Below are 22,815 nucleotides of genomic sequence, written 5' to 3'. Positions count from 1 at the left end.
GCCGTTGCGCGGCCCGCCCGGCTGTGCCCCTCGATGCCATCAGAGAGAGGAGAACCGTGGCCTGCATGCAGCTCGTCCCGATCCCGGCGCTTGCCGACAACTACATCTGGCTGGCCCACGACGAGGCCGGCGACGCGATCGTCGTCGATCCCGGCGAAGCCTTGCCGGTCGAGCGCTTCATGGCCGAGGCCGGCCTTGCGCTGCGCGCCATCCTGCTCACCCATCATCATGCCGACCATATCGGTGGCGCCGCCGAGCTCGCGTCCCGGCATGGCGCCAAGATCATCGCCCCGGACGACGCGCGCATCGCGCTTGCCGCCGAGCGCGTGGGCGATGACGCGCTGATCTCCCTTGAGACTCCCGCGATCGCCTTCAAGGTGATCGCCGTACCCGGCCACACGCTCAGCCACATCGCCTATGTCGGTGCAGGCTGGCTGTTCAGCGGCGACACCTTGTTCAGCCTGGGCTGCGGCCGTCTGTTCGAGGGCACGCCGGCGCAGATGCTGGCCTCGCTCGACCGTCTCTGCGCGTTGCCGGACGAGACCCTGGTGTGCTGCGGACACGAATACACGGCGGCGAACGGACGCTTTGCGCTGAGCGTCGATCCGCACAACGCTGCCCTGCGCGCGCGGCTGCGCGAAGTGGCGAGCCTGCGCGAAGCCGGCCGCCCCACCCTGCCGGTGCCGCTGGCCAGCGAGCGCGCCTGCAATCCCTTCCTGCGCGTGGACAGCGAGGCGATCAAGACCTGGGCCGGCACGACGGCGAGCCGGGTGGAGCGATTCGCCAAATTGCGCGCCGCCAAGGACGTTTTCGCATGAAGGCCGCGCCCCTGGCACGCCGCGGATTGGCAGTCGCGCTGACCGCACTCCTGGCCGCTTGCGCCACGCCACCGATGACCCGGCCCGGCACACCCCCGAAACCTACCGAACTGAGCTCCCTCACCCTGCCCGCGGCGCCGCCGGCGCAGCCCGATTTCTGGGTTGATCTGCGCGAGAGCTTCGCCATGCCCGACTGCGATGCAGACCCGGCCATCCTCGCCTGGGCGCAGCGCTATACACGGGATACGGATGCCTTCGAGGCGCGCCTCACGGAAGCCCTGCCGCAGCTGGCCTACGCGCAGCAGATCGCCGCCGCACAGGGCGTCGCCGGCGAATTTGCCCTGCTGCCCTGGGTGGAGAGCGGTTTCCGCGCGAACGCTGCGCCCACGCGGCGCGGCCGGCCGGCCGGCGCGTGGCAGATCATGCCGAGCAGTGCGCGCCGCATGGGTCTGGCGGTCGACGCATCGCGCGATGGCCGATTGGACATGGCCGCCGCCACCGAAGCCGTCATGGGTCTGCTCAAGCGCTATCACGAGCGCTTCGGCGACTGGCGGCTGGCCGACTATGCCTACAACGCCGGCGAATCGAGCATCAGCCGTCTGCTGCCGCGTGGCACCACGCCACCCGCGGAACCGGCACTGCCCGAGCTTGCGGTGCGTGCCGGCACGCGCGAACACCTGGCCAAGCTGCTCGCCGTGGCCTGCGTGATCCGCGAACCGGTACGGTTCGGCGTGCGTCTGCCGGCCCTCTCGCCACAGCAGCGGCTGGTCGCGATCAGGCTCGATGCCAGCCCGACCCTCGGCGCGGTGGCGGCACGGACGGGCTTGTCCGAGGCCGCGCTACACGCACTCAATCCCGCCTACCATCCAGCGCACGGCCCCGGCCAGCGGCTGCTGTTGCCCGCCTTCGCTGCCGCGCGGCTGTCATCATCATCCGAGCCCTCGCCCACGTCGCAGGACACGGCCACCGCCGCCGCGACCGCCGTAGCCTCCGGGCCCGCCACGCATACCGTCGCGCCCGGGGAGACGCTCTGGCACATCGCCCGCCAGCATGCGCTGGACATCGCCGATCTCGCCCGGCTCAACCATCTCGACGACGCCGGCCTGCGGCCAGGCCAGGTCCTACGTCTGGCGCAATGACGGCCTCAAAGCACGGGCGGGCATTCCGCCCGTGCGTCAGGGTCACGCGCCGCGCTACAGCCTTTCGGCGACGATCTTGACCGGGATGCGCTGGCGCAAGGCCTTCAGATAGTCGCGCGTGGTCGCCTCGCCATAGGCCCGGCGCATGCCCTCGCGCAGCATCTGCCGCTCACGGGCATCGACCTTGGCCGGATCGGCGCCCTGAACCTTGTCGAGCGCCAGCAAGGCATAGCTGCCGTCGGGCATGGCCACCGCCTGCCACTGCGCCGTACCGGGCGCGGGATGCGGCAGATGGAAGGCGGCTTCCCGGATGGCGGCCGGCACGTCCGGCTGCATGCGCAGCACCTCACGCGCGTCGCGGATCTGCGCCCCGGCGGATGCCGCGACGGTGGCGAAGTCCTCGCCCTTGCGCAAGCGCGCGAGCAAGGCCTCGGCCTGATTCTTGGCTGCCTCGCGGCGGCGCTCGTCGAGGATCTTCTGCCGCACCGTGTCGCGCACTTCGTCCAGCGGCCTGGGATGGGCGTTCTCGTGACGATCCAGATGCAGGACGACGGCATGGTTGGGCGCAATCTCGATCAGGCCGGAATTGTTGCCCCGGACCAGGACGTCCTCCGAGAAGGCCGCCTGCACGACCTTGGGATTGGCCGCGATGCCGGATCCACCGTCGCGGCCGAACCAGCCGGAATCCTTGATCGGCAAGCCGAGCGACTGGGCAGCCGGCTCCAACGAGGCCGGATTGCGATAGGTTTCATCGGCGAGCTTGCCGGCCAGCTCCGCATACTTGCGTTCCCGGGCGCCCACGGTCTCTTCCTGCATGAGCTGGGCGCGAACTTCCTCGAAGGGCTTGACCTGCCCCTGCCGGACATCGCGCAGCCAGATGATGTGGTAGCCCTCGTCGGACAACACCGGCTTGGAGATCTCGCCCTTGTGCATGGCGAACAGGGCGGCGTCGAAGGCGGCATTGGCCACGCCTTTTTCCAGCCAACCGAGATCGCCGCCCTGACGCTTGGAACCCAGGTCGTCGGAATACTTCTGGGCGAGCTCGGCGAAATTCGCCGCGTTGGCCTGCTTGGCGATCTCTTCGGCCTTGGCCAGCGCCGCTTTCTGCTGCTCGGCCGTGGCGTTCTTCGGCACGCTGATCAGAATGTGCGAGGCCAGCCGCTGTTCGGGCTGGAGGAAACGCTGCTGTTCCTGGGCGTAGCGCTTGCGCAACGCCTCATCGCTGGGCGCGGCATCGACCTTGAGTTCGGCGCCGTTGACTTCGAGGTATTTCACCGCCACGCGTTCGGGCGTGGTGAAGTCGGCGAGGTGCGCCTGGTAATAGGCGGCAATCTCGGCATCCGACACCGTCGCATCGACCGTGGCCGGCTTGGGCAGCACCGCATAGCGCAGGTCGCGGCGCTGCAATTCGAGGTCGAGGTAGCGCTGCAGCTGATCGTCGGTGACGAGCGTGCTGGCGGTCAGCGCATCCGGCACGAGGCGCATGGCCAGCGCCGCGCGCATGTCCGCATCGAACGCCGCCGGGGTCTGCCCGGCACCGGCCAGGGCCGCCCGATAGGCATCGGCATCGAAGTGGCCATCGCTCTGGAACGCGGGAATGGCGGCGATACTTTCACGCACCGCCGTGTCGGACACCTTGAGTCCGAGCGCCTCGTTGGCCTGCAGCAACAGCTGCTCGTCGATCATCGCGTCGAGGATGCGCTGCTTCATCGCCGGCGTGTCGTAGACGCTCGGGTCGAACTGGTCGCCGAGCCGCTGGCTGTCCTCGCGCCGCAACTGGTTCACCCGGTCCTGGAAGGCCTGCTGGCTGATCTCGTGCTTGCCGACCTTGGCCACGTAGGTGTCGGTCTGCGACATGAAATAGGACTCGATGCCGAAGAAGGCCACCGCAAAGACGCAAATGCCGAGAATGATGATCGTCGGCCAACCGTGGAGCTTGTTGCGCAATGCCTGCAGCATGGATCGTGTCTCTAGAAAAGGGGTCCCAAGCCGAAACGACAAGGGCGCCTGCTAGGCGCCCTTGCTGACGGATGGCGGAGCGGACGGGACTCGAACCCGCGACCTCCGGCGTGACAGGCCAGCATTCTAACCAGCTGAACTACCGCTCCACGTCTCTTGCTGGTGGGTGCTGTAGGGATCGAACCTACGACCCTCGCCTTGTAAGGGCGACGCTCTACCGCTGAGCTAAGCACCCGAAACCAAACGGCGAGCCGCTTAGTTTAGGGCATCCTTCAATGTCTTGCCAGCCTTGAAGGCGGGCACCTTGGAGGCCTTGATCTTGATCGTCTCGTTGGTCCGCGGATTGCGGCCGGTACGCGCGGCGCGCTTGCGCACGGTGAAAGTGCCGAAACCGACCACGGCCACGTCATCCCCCTTCTTGAGCGCCTTCTGCACGGTGTCGAAGAAGGCCTCCAATGCGCGACTGGCGTCAGCCCGGGACAGTTCGGCCTTTTCGGCGACCGCATTGATCAGATCGGTTTTATTCATTAGGAAACACTCCCTCTTAATCGTTGTTTTGCAGCCCGCGTGGGTCAGAGATGGGACAGGGCTTCGCCGCCATGATCGTTGCGCCAAGTTCCCCTGTGGCGTCGCCCCGCAACCCCGCATCGCTGCGCCATGGCAAGGCGCCGAGTCTGCGGTGCGGCCTTTATACCAGCGCGCCAGCGCCAGCGGCAAGGCGCAATACACGCGCGAAGGCCGTTGAGGCCTTCGCTAACGTGCTGGTATTGCAATGATCTTGCACACCTGGCGGTGATGTTCAATGCGCGCGCGTACGCGAGGTCGCACCCTCCGCCGGAGTCGCCACCTGCGACTCGCCGGCGGACGCCTGACCTTCCGCGGCCTGCCCCGGCTGCAACGGGCGCTCGAGCGCGATGTCGAGCACCTCGTCGATCCAGCGCACGGTGTGGATGTCGAGCGAACCGGTGACATTGGCGGGCATGTCGGCCAGGTCCTTCTTGTTGTCCTCCGGAATGATCACCGTGGTGATGCCGCCGCGATGGGCTGCGAGCAACTTCTCCTTGAGGCCTCCGATCGGCAGCACACGACCGCGCAGGGTGATCTCGCCGGTCATCGCGACCTCCGAGCGCACCGGAACCTTGGTCAGCGCCGATACCAGCGCCGTGCACATGGCGATGCCTGCACTCGGACCGTCCTTGGGCGTGGCGCCCTCGGGCACGTGGATGTGCACGTCGAGGTTCTGGTGGAATTCCGGATCGATGCCGAGCTGCGCCACCCGCGAACGCACCACCGACATCGCGGCCTGGATGGATTCCTTCATGACATCGCCGAGCTGGCCGGTATGCACGAGACGACCCTTGCCCGGCACCACGGTGGCCTCGATGCTGAGCAGGTCACCGCCGACCTGGGTCCAGGCCAGCCCGGTCACCAGGCCGACTTCGTTCTGTTGTTCCTTGCGGCCGAAATCAAAGCGCCGAACGCCCAGATAATGCTGCAGGTTTTCCGTGCCCACGTGCACGCCGACGGGCTTGGCCTTGCGTTTTGCGCTCGTCTTGCGCGAGGTCTGTCCCTTGGCCTTGCCCACGTCGGCCAAGGTCAATTCCTTGACCACCTTGCGGCAGATGCGCGCGATTTCGCGCTCGAGATTGCGCACGCCCGACTCGCGCGTGTAATAGCGCACGATGTCGCGGATCGCCGCCTCGTCGACGCTGATCTCCTCGGGTTTCAGGCCATTGGCCTTGATCTGCTTGGGCAGCAGATAACGCTGGGCGATGGCGATCTTTTCATCCTCGGTATAGCCGGGGATGCGAATGACCTCCATGCGGTCCAGCAGGGGGCCGGGGATGTTGAGCGAGTTGGCCGTGGCGATCCACATCACCTCGGAAAGGTCGAGGTCGACCTCGAGATAGTGATCGTTGAAGGCATGGTTCTGCTCCGGATCGAGCACCTCGAGCAGCGCCGATGACGGATCGCCGCGGAAGTCCATCGACATCTTGTCGATTTCGTCCAGCACGAACAATGGATTGCGCGTGCCGACCTTGGTGAGGTTCTGCACGATGCGGCCGGGCATGGAACCGATGTAGGTGCGCCGATGACCGCGGATCTCGGCCTCGTCGCGCACACCGCCGAGCGACATGCGCACGAACTTGCGGTTGGTCGCCTTGGCGATCGACTGGCCGAGCGAGGTCTTGCCCACGCCGGGCGGCCCGACCAGGCAGAGAATCGGCCCCTTCATGTGATCCACGCGCTGCTGCACGGCGAGGTATTCGAGAATGCGCTCCTTGACCTTCTCCAGCCCGAAGTGGTCGGCATCGAGCACCTGCTGGGCGAGGGCCAGATCCTTGCGCACCTTGCTGCGTTTCTTCCAGGGCACGCCGAGCAGCCAGTCGAGATAGTTGCGCACCACGGTGGCCTCGGCCGACATCGGCGACATCTGCTTGAGCTTGCCGAGCTCCTGACGCGCCTTGGCCTGCACCGCCTTGGGCATGCCGGCGGCCTCGATCTTCTTCTCCAGCTCCTCGATCTCGTTGGGGCCGTCGCCTTCGCCGAGCTCCTTCTGGATCGCCTTGATCTGCTCGTTGAGGTAGTACTCGCGCTGGCTCTTTTCCATCTGCGACTTGACCCGGCCGCGGATGCGTTTTTCGACCTGCTGCAGATCCATCTCGCTGTCGACCAGCCCGATCAGGAGCTCGAGCCGCTGACCGACATCGGCCGTCTCGAGCACCTTCTGCTTGTCGGCCAGCCGCACGGAAAGATGCGCGGCGATGGAATCGGCCAAACGCGAGGGATCCTCGATGCCCGACAGCGTCGCCAGGACTTCCGGCGGCAGCTTGCGGCTCTGCTTGACCAGTTGCTCGAACAACGAGACCAGCGTGCGCGAGACCACATCCAGCTCGCGCTCCTTGGTGCCGTACACCGGCTCGATCACCCGCGAGGTGGCAAGCAGCATGCCGTTTTCCTCGCGATGACCCTCGATCGCCACGCGGGACTGTCCCTCGACCAGCACCTTGACCGTGCCGTCGGGCAACTTAAGGAGCTGCAGCACATTGGCCAGCGTGCCGATCGTGTAGAGATCGCCGAACTTGGGGTCGTCGATGTCCGGGCTCTTCTGGGCGACGAGCAGGATCTGGCGCTCGCTCTCCATCGCCCGCTCGAGCGCGCGCATGGACTTGTCGCGGCCGACGAACAGCGGGATCACCATGTGCGGATAAACCACGACGTCGCGCAGCGGCAAGATCGGCAGCGCGTCGAGCACGGTTTCGGACTTGGTCGAGATGGCGCTTTTGGCCATGGAATGCTTACCTCATCAAATAGGGCGTCGCGTCACCGACACTGCGCCGGCGACGCCTGAACGTCAAGGTGGAGTCACGCGGCCTCATAAGCAAGATGCGCGCACAAAAAACGACGGCCCCGGCGCGTGGGCACCGGAGCCGCAGGGCTCGTTTCCGTAGGGTCCGGCGATCGCGCCCTCAGGCCGCGCCGCCGCCCTCGCCGGCAATGCGCGGCTGCTGCATGTTGCCGCGATAGATGAGATAGGGCTCGGCCTGTCCCTCGATCACGGTCTCGTCCACCACCACCTTGCTGACGTGTTCGAGCGAAGGCAGCTCGTACATGGTGTCGAGCAACACCTGCTCGAGGATGGTGCGCAGACCGCGGGCGCCGGTCTTGCGCTTGAGCGCCTTCTTGGCGATCGCGTGCAAGGCCTCGGGACGGAACTCGAGCTCCACCCCCTCCATCTCGAAGAGCTTCTTGAACTGCTTGGTGACGGCGTTCTTGGGCTCGGTGAGGATCTTGACCAGTGCCTCCTCGTCGAGCTCGTCGAGCGTGGCGACCACCGGCAGGCGACCGACGAACTCGGGGATCAAGCCGAAGCGGACCAGATCCACCGGCTCGACGTCGGCCAGCACCTTGCCGAGATTCTCGGTGCGCTCGCGCGAGCGCACCTCGGCGGAAAACCCTATGCCGGTGGTTTCGGACCGCTGCTGGATGATCTTCTCCAGCCCGGCGAACGCGCCGCCGCAGATGAACAGGATGTTGCGGGTGTCGACCTGCAGGAACTCCTGCTGCGGATGCTTGCGCCCGCCCTGCGGCGGTACCGAGGCCAGAGTGCCCTCGATCAATTTGAGCAGCGCCTGCTGCACGCCCTCACCGGACACGTCGCGGGTGATCGACGGGTTCTCGCTCTTGCGCGAGATCTTGTCGATCTCGTCGATGTAGACGATGCCCGACTGCGCCTTCTCGACGTCGTAATCGCACTTCTGCAGCAGCTTCTGGATGATGTTCTCGACGTCCTCGCCGACGTAGCCCGCCTCGGTCAGGGTGGTGGCGTCGGCGATGGTGAACGGCACGTTGAGCAGGCGCGCCAGCGTCTCGGCCAGCAGCGTCTTGCCCGAACCGGTGGGGCCGATCAGCAGGATGTTGGACTTGCCGAGCTCGACCTCGTCGCCCTTCTGGCGCGACTCCATGCGCTTGTAGTGGTTGTACACCGCCACCGCCAGCGCCTTCTTGGCGCGGGTCTGGCCGACCACGTACTGGTCCAGCGTCTCCATGATCTCGCGCGGCTTGGGCAGGTGGGTGCGCCCGCCGGAGGACTTCTCCTCCAGCTCCTCGCGGATGATGTCGTTGCACAGCTCGACGCACTCGTCGCAGATGAACACGGACGGGCCCGCGATCAGCTTGCGCACCTCGTGCTGACTCTTGCCGCAGAAGGAACAGTAGAGAATCTTGCCGCTATCGTTGGAACGGCTCTGCCGCTCATCGCTCATGCTTTCTTCCTGCCATCAATCTTGTCGCGCAACGAGCATAACAGGAGGGTCCGGCGCCTGCATCCGCGGCGCCGCCCCGCCCGTTTCGCCATCGAGCGCGATGGTTCAAGCCGACTTGACCGTCTCGACCGTGCGCCGATCCAGTACTGAATCGATCAGCCCATAAGCCTGGGCGTCGGCAGCGCTCATGAAGCGATCGCGCTCGGTGTCGCGGGCGATCTCCTCGATCGGCTTGCCGGTGTGACGCGCCAGGATCTCGTTGAGGCGCTCGCGCATGGTGAGAATCTCGCGCGCGTGGATCTCGATGTCGGTGGCCTGGCCGGAAATGCCGCCGGCCCAGGGCTGGTGGATCATGATCCTGGAATGCGGCAGGGAATGCCGCTTGCCGGCCGCACCGGCGGCGAGCAGCAGCGCACCCATGCTGGCGGCCTGGCCGACGCACATGGTGCTGACCGCCGGCTTCACGAACTGCATGGTGTCGTAGATGGCCAGCCCCGCCGTCACCGAGCCGCCAGGGCTGTTGATATAGAGATGGATGTCCTTCTCGGGATTCTCCGATTCCAAGAACAACATCTGCGCCACCACCACATTGGCGACCTGGTCGTTGACCTCGCCGACGAGGAAGATGACCCGTTCCTTGAGCAGGCGCGAATAGATGTCGTACGAACGCTCGCCGCGCGCAGTCTGCTCGACGACGATCGGCACGAGATTGAGATTCTGGATCGGGCCCATGGCCACGGGAAACCTCCGGGTTGACGATGGCATCGCAATGATGCCGGAGCGGATGCCCACACTGGGTTTTCCGCAGCCGTTTATATGGGTCGCGGGGAGCGTATCGTCAAGAGGCCGTCGCGGCCGGACGCATCACCTCGTCGAACGGCAGGCTCTGTACCGTCGTCTGCGCATGCTCGGCGACCCACTCGGCCACCTGGTCTTCCAGCACGCGGTTCTGCAGCCCCGCCAGGAGCTGGGCATCGCTGCGATACAGCTGGATGACCTGCTCGGGCTCCTCGTAGGTGGAGGCGATCGCGGCCAGTTGTTCGGCAAGCCGCGCCTGGTCGAGCCTGATGCCTTGATTGCGGGCGATCTCCCCCATCAGCAGACCGGCGCGCACACGCAGGCGGGCAAAGGGCACCGCCGCCTGGACGCGCTCGGCCGGCGGCTGCTGCCCCTGCGGCAGACCGGCGGCGGCCAGGCTGCGCGCCTCGGCCTGCACCATGAGTTCGGGCACGTCGAGATCGCTGTAGGCGGCGGCGAGCTTCTCGGCGACCTCGGTCTTGAGCCGGGCCATCAGGGCGGCCTTGAGCTCGCGCTCGAGGTTGGCGCGCACTTCGGCACGGAAGTGCTCGAGATCGCCGTCGTCCACACCGAACAGACGGATGAAGTCGGCATCCAGCGCCGGCAGGTGCGGCTCACGCACTTCGAGCACCTTGAAGCTCACCCGCGCGGTCTTGCCGGCGAGGTCAGGATGGCCGAAGTCGTCCGGAAAGGCGATGTCGGCCTCGAAAGTATCGCCCGCCTGGTGACCCAGCAGGGCGTCGTCCAGTGCTTTGAGCATGGTGCCCGAGCCGAGCACGCTGCCGGCACGCTCCATGCCCTCGGGCGGCAGACGCTGCTCACCGACGGTGGCGGCGTACTCGAATAGCACGAAATCGCCTTCGCCGGCCGCACGCTCGACCGGATCGAAGCTGCGCCGCTGCAGACGCAGGGTCTCGATCATCTTGTCGACATCGGCCTCGGTCACCTCCGACACGGTGCGGGTGATCTCGAGGGTCGAGACGTCGATCGCGGGAAACTCGGGCAGCACCTCGAAGGTGGCGGTATAGGCGATCTCGCCGTTCTCGGGACGGCCGGTGGTATCGATTGCCGGATTGGCGACCGGCCGCAGCCGCTCGCGCTCGAACGCCTCGCGCAGGGTGCTGCCGATCAGGTCCGAAAGCACCTCGCCTTGCACCTGTTCACCGAACCGCTGGCGGATGATCGCGGCGGGAACCTTGCCGGGACGAAAGCCCTTGAGGCGCACGGTACGGCCGAGTTCCGCGATACGCGCATTGACTCGTGACTCGAGCTGCTCGGCGGGGAAGCGGACCGTGAGCTTGCGTTCGAGCTTGCCGACGTTTTCAACCGTGAACTGCATGACGACTCCTGACGATGCGCTCTGCCAAGGGCTGTGTCCGATGCAGAGCTTATGGATGTGCCGTGGTGCGAAAGGAGGGACTCGAACCCTCACGGGGCAACCCGCCAGAACCTAAATCTGGTGCGTCTACCAGTTCCGCCACTTTCGCCGGCCGGTTAGCAAGAAAAAATCAGAGGAAATTCGCGGGGCAGACGCGGGGACGCCTCGCGCAGAGCCAGGCATTGTAGGGGTGCCCGACCGGCACCGACAAGCCTCATCCGGCGGCCGATCGCCGCCGGATGAGCTTTCGCAGCGATCCGCGGCGGTCAGCCGCCCTGACCGGCGGCGGGCGCGGCGCTGGCGGCCGGCGCCGGCGCGGACGAAGACGAGGCCGGCTCCAGCGTCGGCTGCGGCAGCCCCGCCTCCTGTTCCGGCGTCTGCTCGGGAACGTCGCCCAAGAGCGGCAGGTAGACCTCGTAACGCGAGAACGTGTTGACGTTGTCGCCCTGCGCGGTCTCGATGTCGTAGGACCGGTAGGTCACCTCGTCGTACTTGTAGCCGTGGGTCTGCGCATAGGCCTTGAGCATGTCGCGGGTCGGCGGCACGCCGGCGGCGCTGCCGTTCCAGGGGGCCTCGAGCGCGGGACCGCCGAAGGCGAGCATGGCGCGCACATTGCCGTCGACCACCAGCCGGCCGAAGCGATCCTGGCTGCCCGGCTCGACACCCGCGCTCTGGGCCGCATCGCCACTGGAACTGGCGGCGGCCGGCGCGGCTTCCTCCAGCTTGGGCGGCTGCGGCGCGGTCAGCGCATGGTCTTGGCCGGCCACGGTGAGGTGGTCCGCATCGATCGGCAGGGCCACATCGAAGCTGTAGTTCTGGTCGCCGTAATTGGTGGTGAAGACGATCCGCGGGCCGGTCACGTTCACGCCGAGCTTCTTGGCCGCGTCCTGGATCTGCTTGACCGCGGTGGCGATGGCATCGTCCAGCGCCGCCAGGCCGTCCTTGCGCGCGATCTGGGTGGAGACGAACAGCACCGGCGTCGGCTTGGTCTGGCGGATGTAGGGAATCAGCTTGCCATAGTCCACGTTGGGCACCGTCGCCAACACGTTCTGCAGGTTGTTCAGGCTGAACTGGATGAAGGCATCCGGATTGCCGTGGATGTAGAGGTTGGAATAGCGGTCGATGAGATTGAACCCGTAGGCGACGTCATAGGACCAGGTGACCTTGGTCAGCTGGCCGCGGCTGCCCTGCCGCTCGAGGTCGAAGGTGAAGTGCTTGTCCTTGCCGCGCCAGTCGTTGTCCAGGTTCCAGACGATCTGCGCGTTCCTCGCCGTGGTGTCGATCTTGTCGAAACGCGGCTCGGCGCTGGCGATGGTGAGCTTGCCGTGGCCGGCCTTAGCGTCGCTGTCGCTGCTTTCCCAGCTGACCTCGGCGCCCGGGCCGTAGGCCTTGCCCGACCACTTGAACTGCGTCCTGGGGTCATAGCTGCGCAGCACGGCGTAGTCCGGGAAGCGGCGGAAATTGTTGAGCACGTCGTAGACCGGCCGCATGTCCTTGCCGATCACCAGCGAGCGCTCCACATGGCCGCTGGAGGGCATGACCAGACCGACCACGACGCCAAAGACGACGACGATGATCAAGGCCACAATGAATTCAAGAACACGCGTCATTGGCAGGGTTCTCCGAGAAAATACGTTCGCAACGCAGCACTGTTTGATTCGCCCACCGGCGCGCCGCTGGCCGGGGCCGGCGGGCATCGCGTCAATGCGGGGTCGGCTGGCAAGCCGAAGGCCCGGATGGTACTTGCTCGTGAAAAGGAACGCTATCGGTCACCGGCGAAAAAGCGCCTCCACGGCCCTGCCATCACACGATGCCGAGTTCGAGCGCCTTGAGCACCGCACGCGTGCGGTCGCGCACGCCGAGCTTGGAGAGGATGTTGGAGACGTGGTTTTTGACCGTGCCCTCGGCGACCTTGAGCGAATTGGCGATTTCCTTGTTGGAATAGCCGCCCGACATCAGCCGCAGGATTTCCGTTTCCCGCTCGGTCAGCGGATCGGGCTGTTCGAGGCTGCTGAAGGGGTTCTGGATGCGGCCGATGCCGGCCAGGAGGCGCTGGGTCACCATCGGCGCCACCAGCGAACCGCCGGCGGCCACGGTGCGGACCGCCTGGACGAGCTGTTCCAAGGAAACGTCCTTGAGCAGGTAGCCGCGCGCGCCGGCCTTGAGCCCCTGCAGCACCAGCTGGTCGTCGTCGAAAGTGGTGAGGATGATCGTGGGCGGCAGGGCGTTGCGCGCGGACAGGTGCTGCAAGACCTCGAGCCCGCTCATGTTCGGCATACGCAGGTCCAGCAGCACCACGTCGGGCCGGAGCCTGGGAATCTCGGCCACCGCCTGCGCGCCGTCGGCGCATTCGGCCACCACCCGGATGTCCTCGGCCAGTCCGAGCAGCGAGCGGATGCCCTGACGCACCAGGTTCTGATCCTCGACCAGGCAGACGCTGATCATCGCGCCGCCTCCACCCCGCCCGCGTCCGGCGATCCGGACCGCAGTGCGCCATCCCGACAGCTCATGAGACCTCCACGACCGGATCGCCCCCGTATGGCGCATGCGCCAAGGGGGCGGGCTGACCCAGCGGCAGCCGCACTTCGAGGGCGAAGCCGGATGGACGATCGCGCTCGACCGTCACCTCGCCGCCGTATTCGCGGACCCGCTCGCGCATGCCGCGCAGGCCATTGCCGGGACGAAAATGCGGCGCGCCGCGACCGTCGTCCCAGGCCTGCAGGCACAGGAGATCGGCCTGGGGCGCATGGAAACGCAGCCAGAGCTGGCGCGCCTGGGCATGCCGGGCCGCGTTGGTGATGATTTCCTGCGCGCACCGCAGCAAGACCTGCGCGCGACGCGGATCCTCGACGCCGAAACGCGGCGGCGTCTCCACGTGCACGGTGAGGCTCGGCACGCCCTCGATCAGGCTGCGCAGCGCCTGGCTGAGATCGATGGCATCGTCCTGGCGCAACTCGCTGACCGCCTCGCGCACATCGGCGAGCAGGTGCCGCGCGGTGGTCTGGGCGCGTTCGACGTGCTCGGCGGCGGCCTCGTTGACGAGGTGGCTGGCCACCTCGAGGTTGAGGCTGAGCGCGGTCAGGTGATGGCCGACCAGATCGTGCAGCTCGCGCGCGATGCGCATGCGCTCGGCGATGCGGGTGGATTCGGCAAGCATGGCCCGGGTGGCGCGCAACTCGGTATTGAGCTGCCGCTGCGCCTCGCGCTGCTCGGCCTGCTGGCTGGCCACCAGCGAGGCGACGAAAGTGATCGCCGCGAAGCCGAGGTAGATGCTGGTCTGCACCAGCGCCAGCCATAGGCTGTAGTTGTATTCGGGGAAGGTGGCGAAGATCGGCGCCAGCGCCAGGTTGGACAGCGCCAGCCACAGCACGCCCGGCCAGAACGGCACCAGCCATGGCAGGATCACCGAGGACACCACGATCAGCATCGCCGAGAGACCGCTGTGGCTGTACCAGCCCACGCCCAGCGAACACACGGTCATCAGGACCAGGCCGACCAATTTGCTGCCCAGATAACGCCGCGAGCCCAAGTCGTTGGTCAGCCACAGATAGAGCACGCCGAACAGCAGGTAGAACAGGCTCCAGAGCAGCAGGGGACCGTTCGCGTGCCGCTCCGGCTGCGCCCGCTCGGCCAGCCAGTTGGCGACCAGCGGCGTGCCAGTGCACAGGTAGGCGAAGAGTCCGGTCAGCCGCAGCAGTTGTCTGTGATCGAGAAAAAACCGGCGCATGGGCGGCATCATAGAAGGCCGGTGGACATCTGCAAGGCGCGCAAGGCCGCCCCTGGCAATCTCCGCTACATGAAACCGCCCTGAGCTGCGCAAGCGCGTTCGCGGGCCGGCGACGCCGTTGGCCGGTATCATGCGCGCATGCCGAACGATCCTGCCCCCTCGCCCGCCACCCTCGGTGACGCAGGCGCGCCGGCTGGCACGGCAAAGGCCGTGCCCCGTTCCGGTTTGATCTGGCTGGTCGCGGCGGCGTTCTTCATGCAGTCGCTCGACTCGACCATCGTCAACACCGCGGTGCCGACGATGGCCGAGGCGCTGGGCGTCACGCCGCTCGGGATGCGCACCGCGCTGACCAGCTACGTGCTGACGCTGGCCGTCTTGATCCCGGCCAGCCCCTGGCTGTGCGACCGCTTCGGCACCCGCCGCGTGTTCGGCGCCGCGATCGCGGTGTTTGGCCTGGGTTCGCTCCTGTGCGGCATTTCGCAGAACCTGCCGGAGCTGGTGTTCGCGCGGGTCATCCAGGGCATCGGCGGCGCCTCGCTGATGCCGGTCGGGCGTTATGTGCTGGTGCGCACGTTCGACAAACGCGAATTCGTCAAGGTGATGTCCACCGTGGCCACCTTCGGCCTGCTGGGCTCGGTCTTGGGACCGCTGCTCGGCGGCATCCTGACCGAATACACCTCCTGGCGGCTGATCTTCCTGATCAACGTGCCGGTGGTCGCGGCGGGGCTGTGGATGAACCGCGAGGACATGCCCAATTACCGCCTCGACCGCATCCATCCGTTCGATTTCCTGGGCTTTTTGCTTTTTGCGCTCACCTCGGCGCTGTTGCTGGCGGCCGCGGAACTCATCGACAGTGCGCAGGTCGTGTGGCGGGTGATCGGTGCCTGTGCCGCGCTCGCTCTGGTGTTCGGCATGCTCTACGTCTGGCACAGCCGGCGCACACCGCATCCGGTGGCCGACCTGACCCTGCTGCGCATCCGCAGCGTATGGGTTTCGCTGACCGGCAACCTGTTCACGCGACTTGGCGTGTCGGGCATGTTCCTGCTGCTGGTGTTGTTTCTGCAGGTCGGGTGCGGCTGGTCGCCGACCATGGCGGGCCTGATGATGGTGCCACAGGCGCTGGGGTCGATCTCGTCCAAATGGCTGGTGCATCGCCTGCTGGCGCGGCTGGGCTACCGGCGCCTGCTGCTGGCCAACACGCTGATCGTCGCCGCCCTGCTTGCCGCCTTCGCGCTGATCGGGCGGGACACGCCGGCCTGGGTGATCGCCGTGCTGGTGTTCCTCTACGGCAGTTTCATGGGCACGCAGTACACCGCCATGAATACGCTGGTCTATCAGGACCTCGACCTGCGCCACGCGGCCATGGCCTCGTCGATGGCCTCGACCATGCAGTACCTGTCGATGAGCTTCGGCATCGCCCTCTCGGCGCTGCTGATGGAATCGCTGCTGCGCGGCCATGCGCACGAGGACTACATCGCGGCGTTCCGCTGGACGGTGCTGATCCTGGCCGCGATCACCGCTGCCGCGAGCCGCATCTTCAGCCAGCTGCGTCCGGACCGGTCGGCACGGGCGGCGCGCCCGAACTGAAAAGGCTGCCGCCGCCTGCCGGTTAACATGGCCGCCGTCTTCCAAGGGATTCGAAAGCCATGCATCACGTCACCGACACCCTGCTCAGCCTGTTCGTCGTGTTCGCCGCGGCCCAGCTTTGCGGCGGATTGGCGCGGCGGCTCCGGTTGCCGGGCGTGGTCGGCGAGATTCTGGCCGGCGCGCTGATCGGCCCCTACGCGCTCGGCTGGATCGATGCCACGCAGATCGCCGCCGGCATGCCACTGGACGTGCTGGCCGAGATCGGCGTGGTGCTGCTGCTGTTTTCGGTCGGCCTGGAGACCCGGCTGGAGGATCTGCGGCGGGTCGGCAAGGCCGCCTTCCTGGTCGGCGTGCTCGGCGTGATGCTGCCCTTCTTGCTCGGCGCCGTGTGGGCGCACGGCCAGGGTTACGCATGGAGCCGCGCGCTGTTCATCGCCGCCGCCTTCGTCGCCACCTCGGCCGGCATCACCGCCCGCGTGCTGCAGGAGCTGGGCGCGCTGCAGCGCATCGAAAGCCGGGTGATCCTGGGCGCGGCGGTGATCGACGACATCCTGGCCATGCTGCTGCTTGGCGTGGTGGTCTCGCTGCAGGGCGGCGGCGGACTCGACGTCGCGCACCTGGCGTTGGTGCTGGCCGGGGCGGTCGGTTTCGTGGCGGTGATCGGCCTGGGCGGTGCCCGCCTGATGCGCCGGCACGCCGCCACGCTGGACCGCCGCCGTGATCCCGAAAGTCTGCTCGGCCTGGTGCTGGCGTTGTGTCTGGGACTGGCCTGGGTCTCCACCCTGTTCGGCCTGGCCGCCATCATCGGCGCCTTCCTCGCCGGCATGATCGCCTCCGAGACACGCCAACAGCACATGCTGGAACAGCAGACCCGGCCCCTGCTCGCCCTACTCACGCCGTTTTTCTTCGTGGTGACGGGCAGCAAGCTCGACCTCAGCCAGTTCGCCAGTACCGATGCCCTGATCATGCTGGCGGTGGTGACCGCCATCGCGGTGGTCTCCAAACTGCTTGGCGGCTTTCTGGGCGCGCTGACGCTTGGGCGCCGGGCGGCCACGCTGGTCGGCTTCGGCATGGTGCCCCGCGGCGAAGTGGGTGTGGTAGTGGCCAGCCTCGGTCTGGCCGCGGGGGTGTTCGACGAGCGCATCTATGCGCTGATCGTGGCGATGTCGCTGCTCACCGCGATGCTGACGCCGCCGATCCTCGCCGCCCTGCTGCGGCGCGACCGGCCTGCCGAAGCAGCGTCCTGAAGGCCTGCCGCACAACGAAAAACCCCGCACTGGGCGGGGTTTTTCGTGGGTGTATCCACGCCTGCCGATCAGGCGATTTCGACGCCCGAGGCCTGCTGGCCCTTGGGGCCGGTGGTCACCTCGAACTTGACCCGCTGGCCTTCCTGCAGACTACGAAAACCCTTGGCGTTGATCGCCGAGAAATGGACGAATACGTCATCCCCACCGTCCTCGGGCGCGATGAAACCGAAACCCTTGGCGTCGTTGAACCACTTGACCGTACCGAAACGCATTGCGAGAACCTCTTTACGAGACTAGGACTGGGCGCGCCAGCACACCGGGACGTGAAGAACCCCGGTGATATCCCTTAAGGTTCGCTGCCCCCTGGCACGGCGGAAGTATCGGCACGTTGGCGGGCAAAGCGCAATATGTCCTTTCCAATCCCGGTCACGCCGCCAGCAGCGCGGCGATGATGGCCGGCACCTGGGCAGTCGCGGCGGCCAGATGGCGGAAGATCTCCTCGACGCTGATCTGCGCCTCCTCGCCGCAGCCGGCGGCATGGTTGGCGACCAGCGCCAGGCAGGCGTAGTCGAGCTCGAGCTCGCGGGCGAGCGCGGCCTCGGGCATGCCGGTCATGCCGACCAGGTCGCAGCCGTCGCGCTTCATGCGGGCGATCTCGGCACGGGTCTCCAGCCGCGGTCCCTGGGTGGCGCCGTAGCAGCCGCCATCGACGATGGCGATGCCGGCGCGACGGCCCGCGTCGATCAGCTCGCGCCGCAGGCTCGCCGCGTAGGGTTCGCTGAAGTCGATGTGGCGCACTTGCACCCCTTCGTCATCGGCATAGCTGCTGACACGGCCATGGGTGTAGTCGATGAGCTGATCGGGCACCACGATGCTGCGCGGGCCGAGATCGGCGCGGATGCCGCCGACCGCATTGACGCCGACCACCCGCCGTGCGCCGAGGGTATGCAGGGCCCACAGGTTGGCGCGATAGTTGACCCGATGCGGCGGCAGGCTGTGGCCTTCGCCATGCCGGGCCAGGAAGGCGATGCGCCGGCCGGCGAAGCGGCCGATCACGACCGCACCGGATGCCGGCCCGTAAGGCGTGTCGACGAGCCGCCGCTCGATCGCCTCGAGTCCGGGAAACTGATACAGGCCGCTGCCGCCGATCACGGCGAGGTCGAGGGTTTCACTGGCAAGGCTCATGCGGACTTTAGGATCCTTGAGACGGGGGTACGGACGAGGAGACGGTGCGGGCGGCGCTCGGATCCGCGCATTTTCACTCGAGCAGCGCGTAGATGGCCGGCAGGTTGCGGCCCTGCTCGTGATAGTCCATGCCGTAGCCGAACACGTAGCGGTCGGGCAGCTCGACGCCGTTGAAATCCGCGTCCATGCCGGCGATGCGGCGATCGTGGCGCTTGCGGCAGAGCGTGGCGATCAGCACGCGCCGCGCGCCACGGCGCAGACAATCCTCGCGGATCGCGGCCAGGGTGTGGCCTTCGTCGAGGATGTCATCGACCAGGAGCACGGTGCGGTTTTCCATCGCCACCCACGGCTCGCGCAGCCAGTGCAGTTCGCCGCCGTCGGTGGCGCCGCGGTAACGGGTGGCGTGCACGTAGTCGAACTCGAGATCGGTGCGGATGGCCAGCGCGAGCTGGCCGGCGAAGACCAGCGCGCCGTGCATCACGGTCAGGAACACGGCGCGTTCGCCATCGAGCGCGGCATCGACCGCGCGGCCCATGTCGGCGATCGCGGTTTCCAGTTCGACGCGGTCGTAAAGCAGTTCGGCGCGGGCCAGGGCCTCGGCCAGGGAAGGCACAGCAACGCTCATGCGGGATGCTCCGGAAGCTCGAGTGCACGGATGCGGTCGACGAAACGCCGATATTGCGGATTGTCCTCCAGACCGGCCCAGGTGGGGGCGGCCGCGCCGCGCAGCCAGGCCACGCGGGCGAGCACCGCGGCGTCGGGCTCGGCGACGGCGGTGAGCGCCTCCGGCACCGTTTCCGGTGCGCAGGCCAGGACCAGGTCGCAGCCGGCATCCAGATGCGAACGCACGCGCGCGGCCACGTCGCCGACCGCGGCAGCGGCGGCCATGCCGATGTCGTCGCTCATCACCACGCCGGCAAAACGCAGCTCACCGCGCAGCACCTGGCCGATCCAGGCGGACGAGAAGCCGGCCGGGTATTCATCCACCAGCGGATAGGCGACGTGCGCCATCAGCACCGCCTCCGCCCGGCTTTCGATGCCGGCCGCGAAAGGCACCAGGTCCTGCTGGCGGATCTCCTCCAGCGACCGCAGGTCGACGGCCGCATCCTTGTGCGTATCCGCCTGTACCGAGCCGTGACCGGGAAAATGCTTGAGCACCGCGGCCATGCCGGCCAGGTGCATGCCGCGCACATAGGCCTGGGCGAGCTCGGCGACCGCGTGCGGATCGGCGTGGAAGGCCCGCTCGCCGATCGCCGCATTGCCGCGGGCGAGATCGACCACCGGCGCCAGGCTGAAGTCGACGTCGCAGGCACGCAGCTCGCTGGCCATCACCCAGGCGTGTTCCTCGGCCAGCTCGATCGCCGCGGCCGGATCGCGGTCGTAGACGGCGCCGATTCGCGCCAGCGCCGGCAGACGGGTGAAACCGGCCCGGAAACGCTGCACCGGGCCGCCTTCCTGATCCACCGCCACCAGCATGTGTTCGCCGCCGGCGCGACGGATGGATTCGACGAGCGCCAGCAATTGCGGACGGTCGACGTAATTGCGCGCAAACAGCACGACACCGGCCACGCCCGGCGCGGCCAGCCAGGCACGCTCGTGCTCGGCGAGCACGGGGCCGCCGATGCCCACCATCAGCATGGGGAAGCCTCCGTCATGGCGTCGGTCGCGGCGCGCTCGGCCTCGCTCCACTGGGCATAGGGGCGCGCCGCCAGGGCCACGTTGTAGTAGCGCGCAAGCGCGCTCACTTCCGCACCGAGCCAAGGGGGGCGCGGGAACGGCGCATCGATGGCAGGCAGTTCGAGCTCGGCGACGACGAGGCCCGCATTGGCGCCCAGAAACTCGTCGATCTCGAAACAGACATCCTCGACCGGCACCCAGTGCCGGATCTTCTCGAGCACGCCGCAGCACAGCGTATCCAGCATCTCGCGGGCATCCGCCGCCGGCAGCGGCGATTCGTATTCGGCCCGGGCGATGCCGGCACGGGCAGCCTTGACGTTGAGCCAGCCCTGCCCCTCGCCCAGGCGCACCCGCACGCTGGCGCGGGCCAGGCCGGCGCCGATCGCCGCGGCATCGACGAGATAGCCCTGGCGCAGACGTTCGCTGCGGGTGACCGCCTGCCGCCAGCGCGCATCGCGTAGCAGGAATTTGCGTTCGATCTCGACCGGCATGGAAGCTCCTTGGGGCAAACCCGTCAGCCACGCTCGAAGACGGCCATGGCCTCGACGTGCGCGGTGTGCGCAAACATGTCCATCACCCCCGCATGGGTCAGCGTGAATCCGTGCCGGTGGACGAGAAGCCCGGCATCGCGCGCCAGCGAGGCCGGATGGCAGGAAACGTACACCACCCGCCGCGTCTGCCGGCCGGGGAGATACGCCAAGAGCTGCTCGGCGCCCGCGCGCGGCGGATCGAGCAGGATCGCATCCCAGGGCTCGCGCGCCCAGGCGGCGTGGCGCTGGTCCTCGAACAGGTTGGCGACGTGGAAGCGCGCATTCTCGATGCCGTTGCGCGCGGCATTGCGCATGGCGCGCTCGACCAGCCCGTGCTCGCCCTCCACGCCCGCCACCGCGGCCACGCGCCGGGCCAGCGGCAGGGTGAAATTGCCAAGGCCGCAGAACAGGTCGAGCACGCGCTCGTGCGGGCGCGGATCGAGCAAGGCCAGCGCCTGCGCCACCATCTTGCGGTTGAGCGCGCCGTTGACCTGGATGAAATCCAGCGGTTCGAAGGCCAGCGTCACGGTCTCCTCTTCCACCCCGGTCGGCAGGCGATAGCTCAGCTCCGGGGCTTGCGGCCACAAGGGATGCACGCTGTCGATGCCGCCCGGCTGCAGATAGACGGCCAGGCCGCGGGCCTTTGCGAAGGCGGTCAGGGCCGCGCGGTCGGCCTCGCCGAGCGGGCGCAGATGACGGAACACCAGGGCCAGGAGCTCGTCACCGGCGGCGAACTCGATCTGCGCGATGGCATCGGCCGCCTCCAGCCCACCGACCAGCACGGCGAGTTCGCCGATGTGCGCGCCAAGCGCCGGATGCACCACTTCGCAACGTTCGACGTCGGCGACGAAACGCGGCTGTTCCTGCTCACGGAAACCGACCAGTACGCGACCTTTCTTCGCCACCCGGCGCACCGACAGCCGACCGCGCCGACGGTAGCCCCAGACGGCGTCGGTGAGCGGCGGCAGCCAGGCGGCCGGCGTCACCTTGCCGATGCGGGTCAGCGCGTCGGCCAGCATGCGCTGCTTGGCAACGATCTGCGCGGCCGCGTCCATGTGCTGCAGCGAGCAGCCGCCGCACACGCCGGCATGCGGGCAGCGCGGCGTCACCCGGGAGGCGGCGGGCTCCAGCACCTCGAGCAGCTGGGCCTCGTCGAAATGCCGGTGCCGGCGGCGGATGGCCAGCCGCACCTGCTCGCCCGGCAGGGCGCCGGCGACGAAGACGGTCTTGCCGTCGATGCGGGCCACGCCGCGGCCGTCGTGATCGAAGTCGGTGATGCGGACGTCGTGCGCTGCAGGCATGGTGTCGGAGGAAAAGTCGCTTGGCGCCCGGACGTGATACGGACGCTGGGGAAACCGATGGGAAGAGCCGCTAGCGCTGCCAGCGGCCGGCGGCGTCCTGATGATACCAGCCGGGTCGCGCATGCTCGATCCAGCTGCGGGCGAAGGTGACGCGGATCTGCGCCTCCCATTCCGGGTGGCCGTTGGCCTGCGCGATCTCGCGATAGAGCGCCTCGCGGTCGCGGTTTTCCGCGGCGATCACGGCCTCGGCCCTGGCCCGCGCGGCCGGATCGAGGCCGTCCGCATCGCGCAGCGCCACCAGACCGTCACGGGTCAAGCCGACCACGCCGCCGTCCAGCAGCGGCGCAAGATCATGCGCGAAACGCTCACGCATGCGGGCATGGATCGCCCGCGTGGCCGGCGTCTCCAGGGTGAGATCCGGCGTCTGCGCGGCCTGCGCCGAGGGCACCAGCAGTTCGAGCAGCATCGCCGCCGGCGGGCGTGCCGTCGGCGCAGGCGGATCGCGCCGGGGCGAGGTCGAGGACGCCGGCTTGGCAGGGGCGGCGTCCTGGGCGTCGATCACGCTGTCGATGAAACGATCGGCAGCCTGCTGCGCCGCGGCTTCCGGAAAATACACATTGACGGTGACGCAACCGGCGGCGAGCAGCAGCCAGAGGGAGAAGCACAGGAACAGACTTTTGCGCATCGGCTCACCTTCGGTTTT

20 protein-coding genes and 3 tRNA genes are annotated in these 22,815 nt (G+C 67.6%); 4 read left to right on the top strand and 19 right to left on the bottom strand.

Features of this window, described 5'->3' with window-relative positions; genetic code table 11:
* The first annotated feature begins 65 nt into the window (after positions 1-65).
* Positions 66-818 carry a hydroxyacylglutathione hydrolase gene (gene gloB / locus ALSL_RS05860; RefSeq protein ID WP_126537330.1) on the top strand — a complete coding sequence of 251 codons (753 nt, stop codon included), beginning with the start codon at positions 66-68 and terminating at the stop codon, positions 816-818.
* Entirely contained in the window at positions 815-1,957 is a 1,143-nt protein-coding gene (locus ALSL_RS05855; protein ID WP_126537328.1) for a LysM peptidoglycan-binding domain-containing protein, read from the top strand. Before gloB ends, ALSL_RS05855 begins: the two co-directional genes overlap by 4 nt.
* Positions 1,958-2,011: 54 nt before the next feature.
* Here the strand turns inward: ALSL_RS05855 and ALSL_RS05850 are convergent, their stop codons facing one another.
* The 12 genes from ALSL_RS05850 to ALSL_RS05795 all read right to left on the bottom strand — a co-directional run bounded on the left by ALSL_RS05850 (position 2,012) and on the right by ALSL_RS05795 (position 14,585).
* The gene (locus ALSL_RS05850) at positions 2,012-3,916 is read right to left on the bottom strand and encodes a SurA N-terminal domain-containing protein (protein ID WP_126537326.1); all 1,905 of its coding nucleotides are present in this window, start codon (positions 3,914-3,916) and stop codon (positions 2,012-2,014) included.
* Between the two features lie 72 nt (positions 3,917-3,988).
* Positions 3,989-4,065 (bottom strand) — tRNA-Asp (locus ALSL_RS05845).
* 11 nt (positions 4,066-4,076) lie between these two features.
* Positions 4,077-4,151: transfer RNA gene (locus ALSL_RS05840), tRNA-Val, on the bottom strand.
* Positions 4,152-4,171: 20 nt separating this feature from the next.
* On the bottom strand, positions 4,172-4,444 hold the full coding sequence (locus ALSL_RS05835) for an HU family DNA-binding protein (RefSeq protein WP_126537324.1): 273 nt from the start codon (positions 4,442-4,444) through the stop codon (positions 4,172-4,174).
* Between the two features lie 271 nt (positions 4,445-4,715).
* On the bottom strand, positions 4,716-7,208 hold the full coding sequence (lon, locus tag ALSL_RS05830; RefSeq protein ID WP_126537322.1) for an endopeptidase La: 2,493 nt from the start codon (positions 7,206-7,208) through the stop codon (positions 4,716-4,718).
* A gap of 178 nt (positions 7,209-7,386) precedes the next feature.
* Positions 7,387-8,682: an ATP-dependent Clp protease ATP-binding subunit ClpX gene (gene clpX, locus ALSL_RS05825; protein ID WP_126537320.1), complete on the bottom strand. Its 1,296-nt coding sequence runs from the start codon at positions 8,680-8,682 to the stop codon at positions 7,387-7,389.
* Between the two features lie 105 nt (positions 8,683-8,787).
* Positions 8,788-9,414: an ATP-dependent Clp endopeptidase proteolytic subunit ClpP gene (clpP, locus tag ALSL_RS05820; RefSeq protein ID WP_126540059.1), complete on the bottom strand. Its 627-nt coding sequence runs from the start codon at positions 9,412-9,414 to the stop codon at positions 8,788-8,790.
* A 106-nt stretch (positions 9,415-9,520) separates the two neighbouring features.
* Complete coding sequence (gene tig, locus ALSL_RS05815; RefSeq protein ID WP_126537318.1) at positions 9,521-10,819, bottom strand: trigger factor; 1,299 nt, start codon at positions 10,817-10,819, stop codon at positions 9,521-9,523.
* A 63-nt stretch (positions 10,820-10,882) separates the two neighbouring features.
* A tRNA-Leu gene (locus ALSL_RS05810) sits at positions 10,883-10,967 on the bottom strand.
* A 157-nt stretch (positions 10,968-11,124) separates the two neighbouring features.
* Positions 11,125-12,468 (bottom strand): SRPBCC family protein, encoded by a 1,344-nt coding sequence (locus tag ALSL_RS05805; protein ID WP_126537316.1) that lies wholly within the window; start codon positions 12,466-12,468, stop codon positions 11,125-11,127.
* 193 nt (positions 12,469-12,661) lie between these two features.
* Positions 12,662-13,303, bottom strand: coding sequence for a response regulator (locus tag ALSL_RS05800; RefSeq protein ID WP_126537314.1), 642 nt, complete (start codon positions 13,301-13,303; stop codon positions 12,662-12,664).
* A gap of 61 nt (positions 13,304-13,364) precedes the next feature.
* A complete protein-coding gene (locus ALSL_RS05795) occupies positions 13,365-14,585 on the bottom strand; it encodes a sensor histidine kinase (protein ID WP_126537312.1) in 1,221 nt (406 codons plus the stop codon).
* Positions 14,586-14,795: 210 nt separating this feature from the next.
* Between ALSL_RS05795 and ALSL_RS05790 the strand changes: the two genes are divergently transcribed.
* Together ALSL_RS05790 and ALSL_RS05785 are read left to right on the top strand one after the other, a co-directional pair.
* A complete protein-coding gene (locus ALSL_RS05790; protein WP_269433102.1) occupies positions 14,796-16,172 on the top strand; it encodes an MFS transporter in 1,377 nt (458 codons plus the stop codon).
* Between the two features lie 59 nt (positions 16,173-16,231).
* Positions 16,232-17,419, top strand: a complete 1,188-nt coding sequence (locus ALSL_RS05785) for a cation:proton antiporter (protein ID WP_126537308.1) — start codon at positions 16,232-16,234, stop codon at positions 17,417-17,419.
* A 68-nt stretch (positions 17,420-17,487) separates the two neighbouring features.
* Here ALSL_RS05785 and ALSL_RS05780 read toward each other — a convergent pair whose 3' ends face one another.
* The 7 genes from ALSL_RS05780 to ALSL_RS05750 all read right to left on the bottom strand — a co-directional run bounded on the left by ALSL_RS05780 (position 17,488) and on the right by ALSL_RS05750 (position 22,797).
* Positions 17,488-17,691 (bottom strand): cold-shock protein, encoded by a 204-nt coding sequence (locus ALSL_RS05780; RefSeq protein ID WP_126537306.1) that lies wholly within the window; start codon positions 17,689-17,691, stop codon positions 17,488-17,490.
* A 154-nt stretch (positions 17,692-17,845) separates the two neighbouring features.
* Entirely contained in the window at positions 17,846-18,604 is a 759-nt protein-coding gene (locus tag ALSL_RS05775; protein WP_126537304.1) for an S-methyl-5'-thioinosine phosphorylase, read from the bottom strand.
* 73 nt (positions 18,605-18,677) lie between these two features.
* A complete protein-coding gene (locus tag ALSL_RS05770) occupies positions 18,678-19,229 on the bottom strand; it encodes a hypoxanthine-guanine phosphoribosyltransferase (RefSeq protein ID WP_126537302.1) in 552 nt (183 codons plus the stop codon).
* Positions 19,226-20,242 carry a beta-N-acetylhexosaminidase gene (nagZ, locus tag ALSL_RS05765; protein WP_126537300.1) on the bottom strand — a complete coding sequence of 339 codons (1,017 nt, stop codon included), beginning with the start codon at positions 20,240-20,242 and terminating at the stop codon, positions 19,226-19,228. The genes ALSL_RS05770 and nagZ overlap by 4 nt, the downstream gene beginning before the upstream one ends.
* Positions 20,236-20,772 (bottom strand): CYTH domain-containing protein, encoded by a 537-nt coding sequence (locus ALSL_RS05760; protein WP_126537298.1) that lies wholly within the window; start codon positions 20,770-20,772, stop codon positions 20,236-20,238. Before ALSL_RS05760 ends, nagZ begins: the two co-directional genes overlap by 7 nt.
* Before the next feature lie 23 nt (positions 20,773-20,795).
* Positions 20,796-22,112 carry a 23S rRNA (uracil(1939)-C(5))-methyltransferase RlmD gene (gene rlmD / locus ALSL_RS05755; protein ID WP_126537296.1) on the bottom strand — a complete coding sequence of 439 codons (1,317 nt, stop codon included), beginning with the start codon at positions 22,110-22,112 and terminating at the stop codon, positions 20,796-20,798.
* A 70-nt stretch (positions 22,113-22,182) separates the two neighbouring features.
* Positions 22,183-22,797: a YdbL family probable chaperone protein gene (locus ALSL_RS05750; RefSeq protein WP_126537294.1), complete on the bottom strand. Its 615-nt coding sequence runs from the start codon at positions 22,795-22,797 to the stop codon at positions 22,183-22,185.
* Positions 22,798-22,815: the final 18 nt, after the last annotated feature.

The sequence above is a fragment of the Aerosticca soli genome, assembly GCF_003967035.1.
In the GTDB taxonomy this organism is placed as follows: domain Bacteria; phylum Pseudomonadota; class Gammaproteobacteria; order Xanthomonadales; family Rhodanobacteraceae; genus Aerosticca; species Aerosticca soli.
The sequence above is the reverse complement of the archived record's forward strand: the minus strand, read 5'-3'. Positions and strand labels throughout refer to the sequence as shown.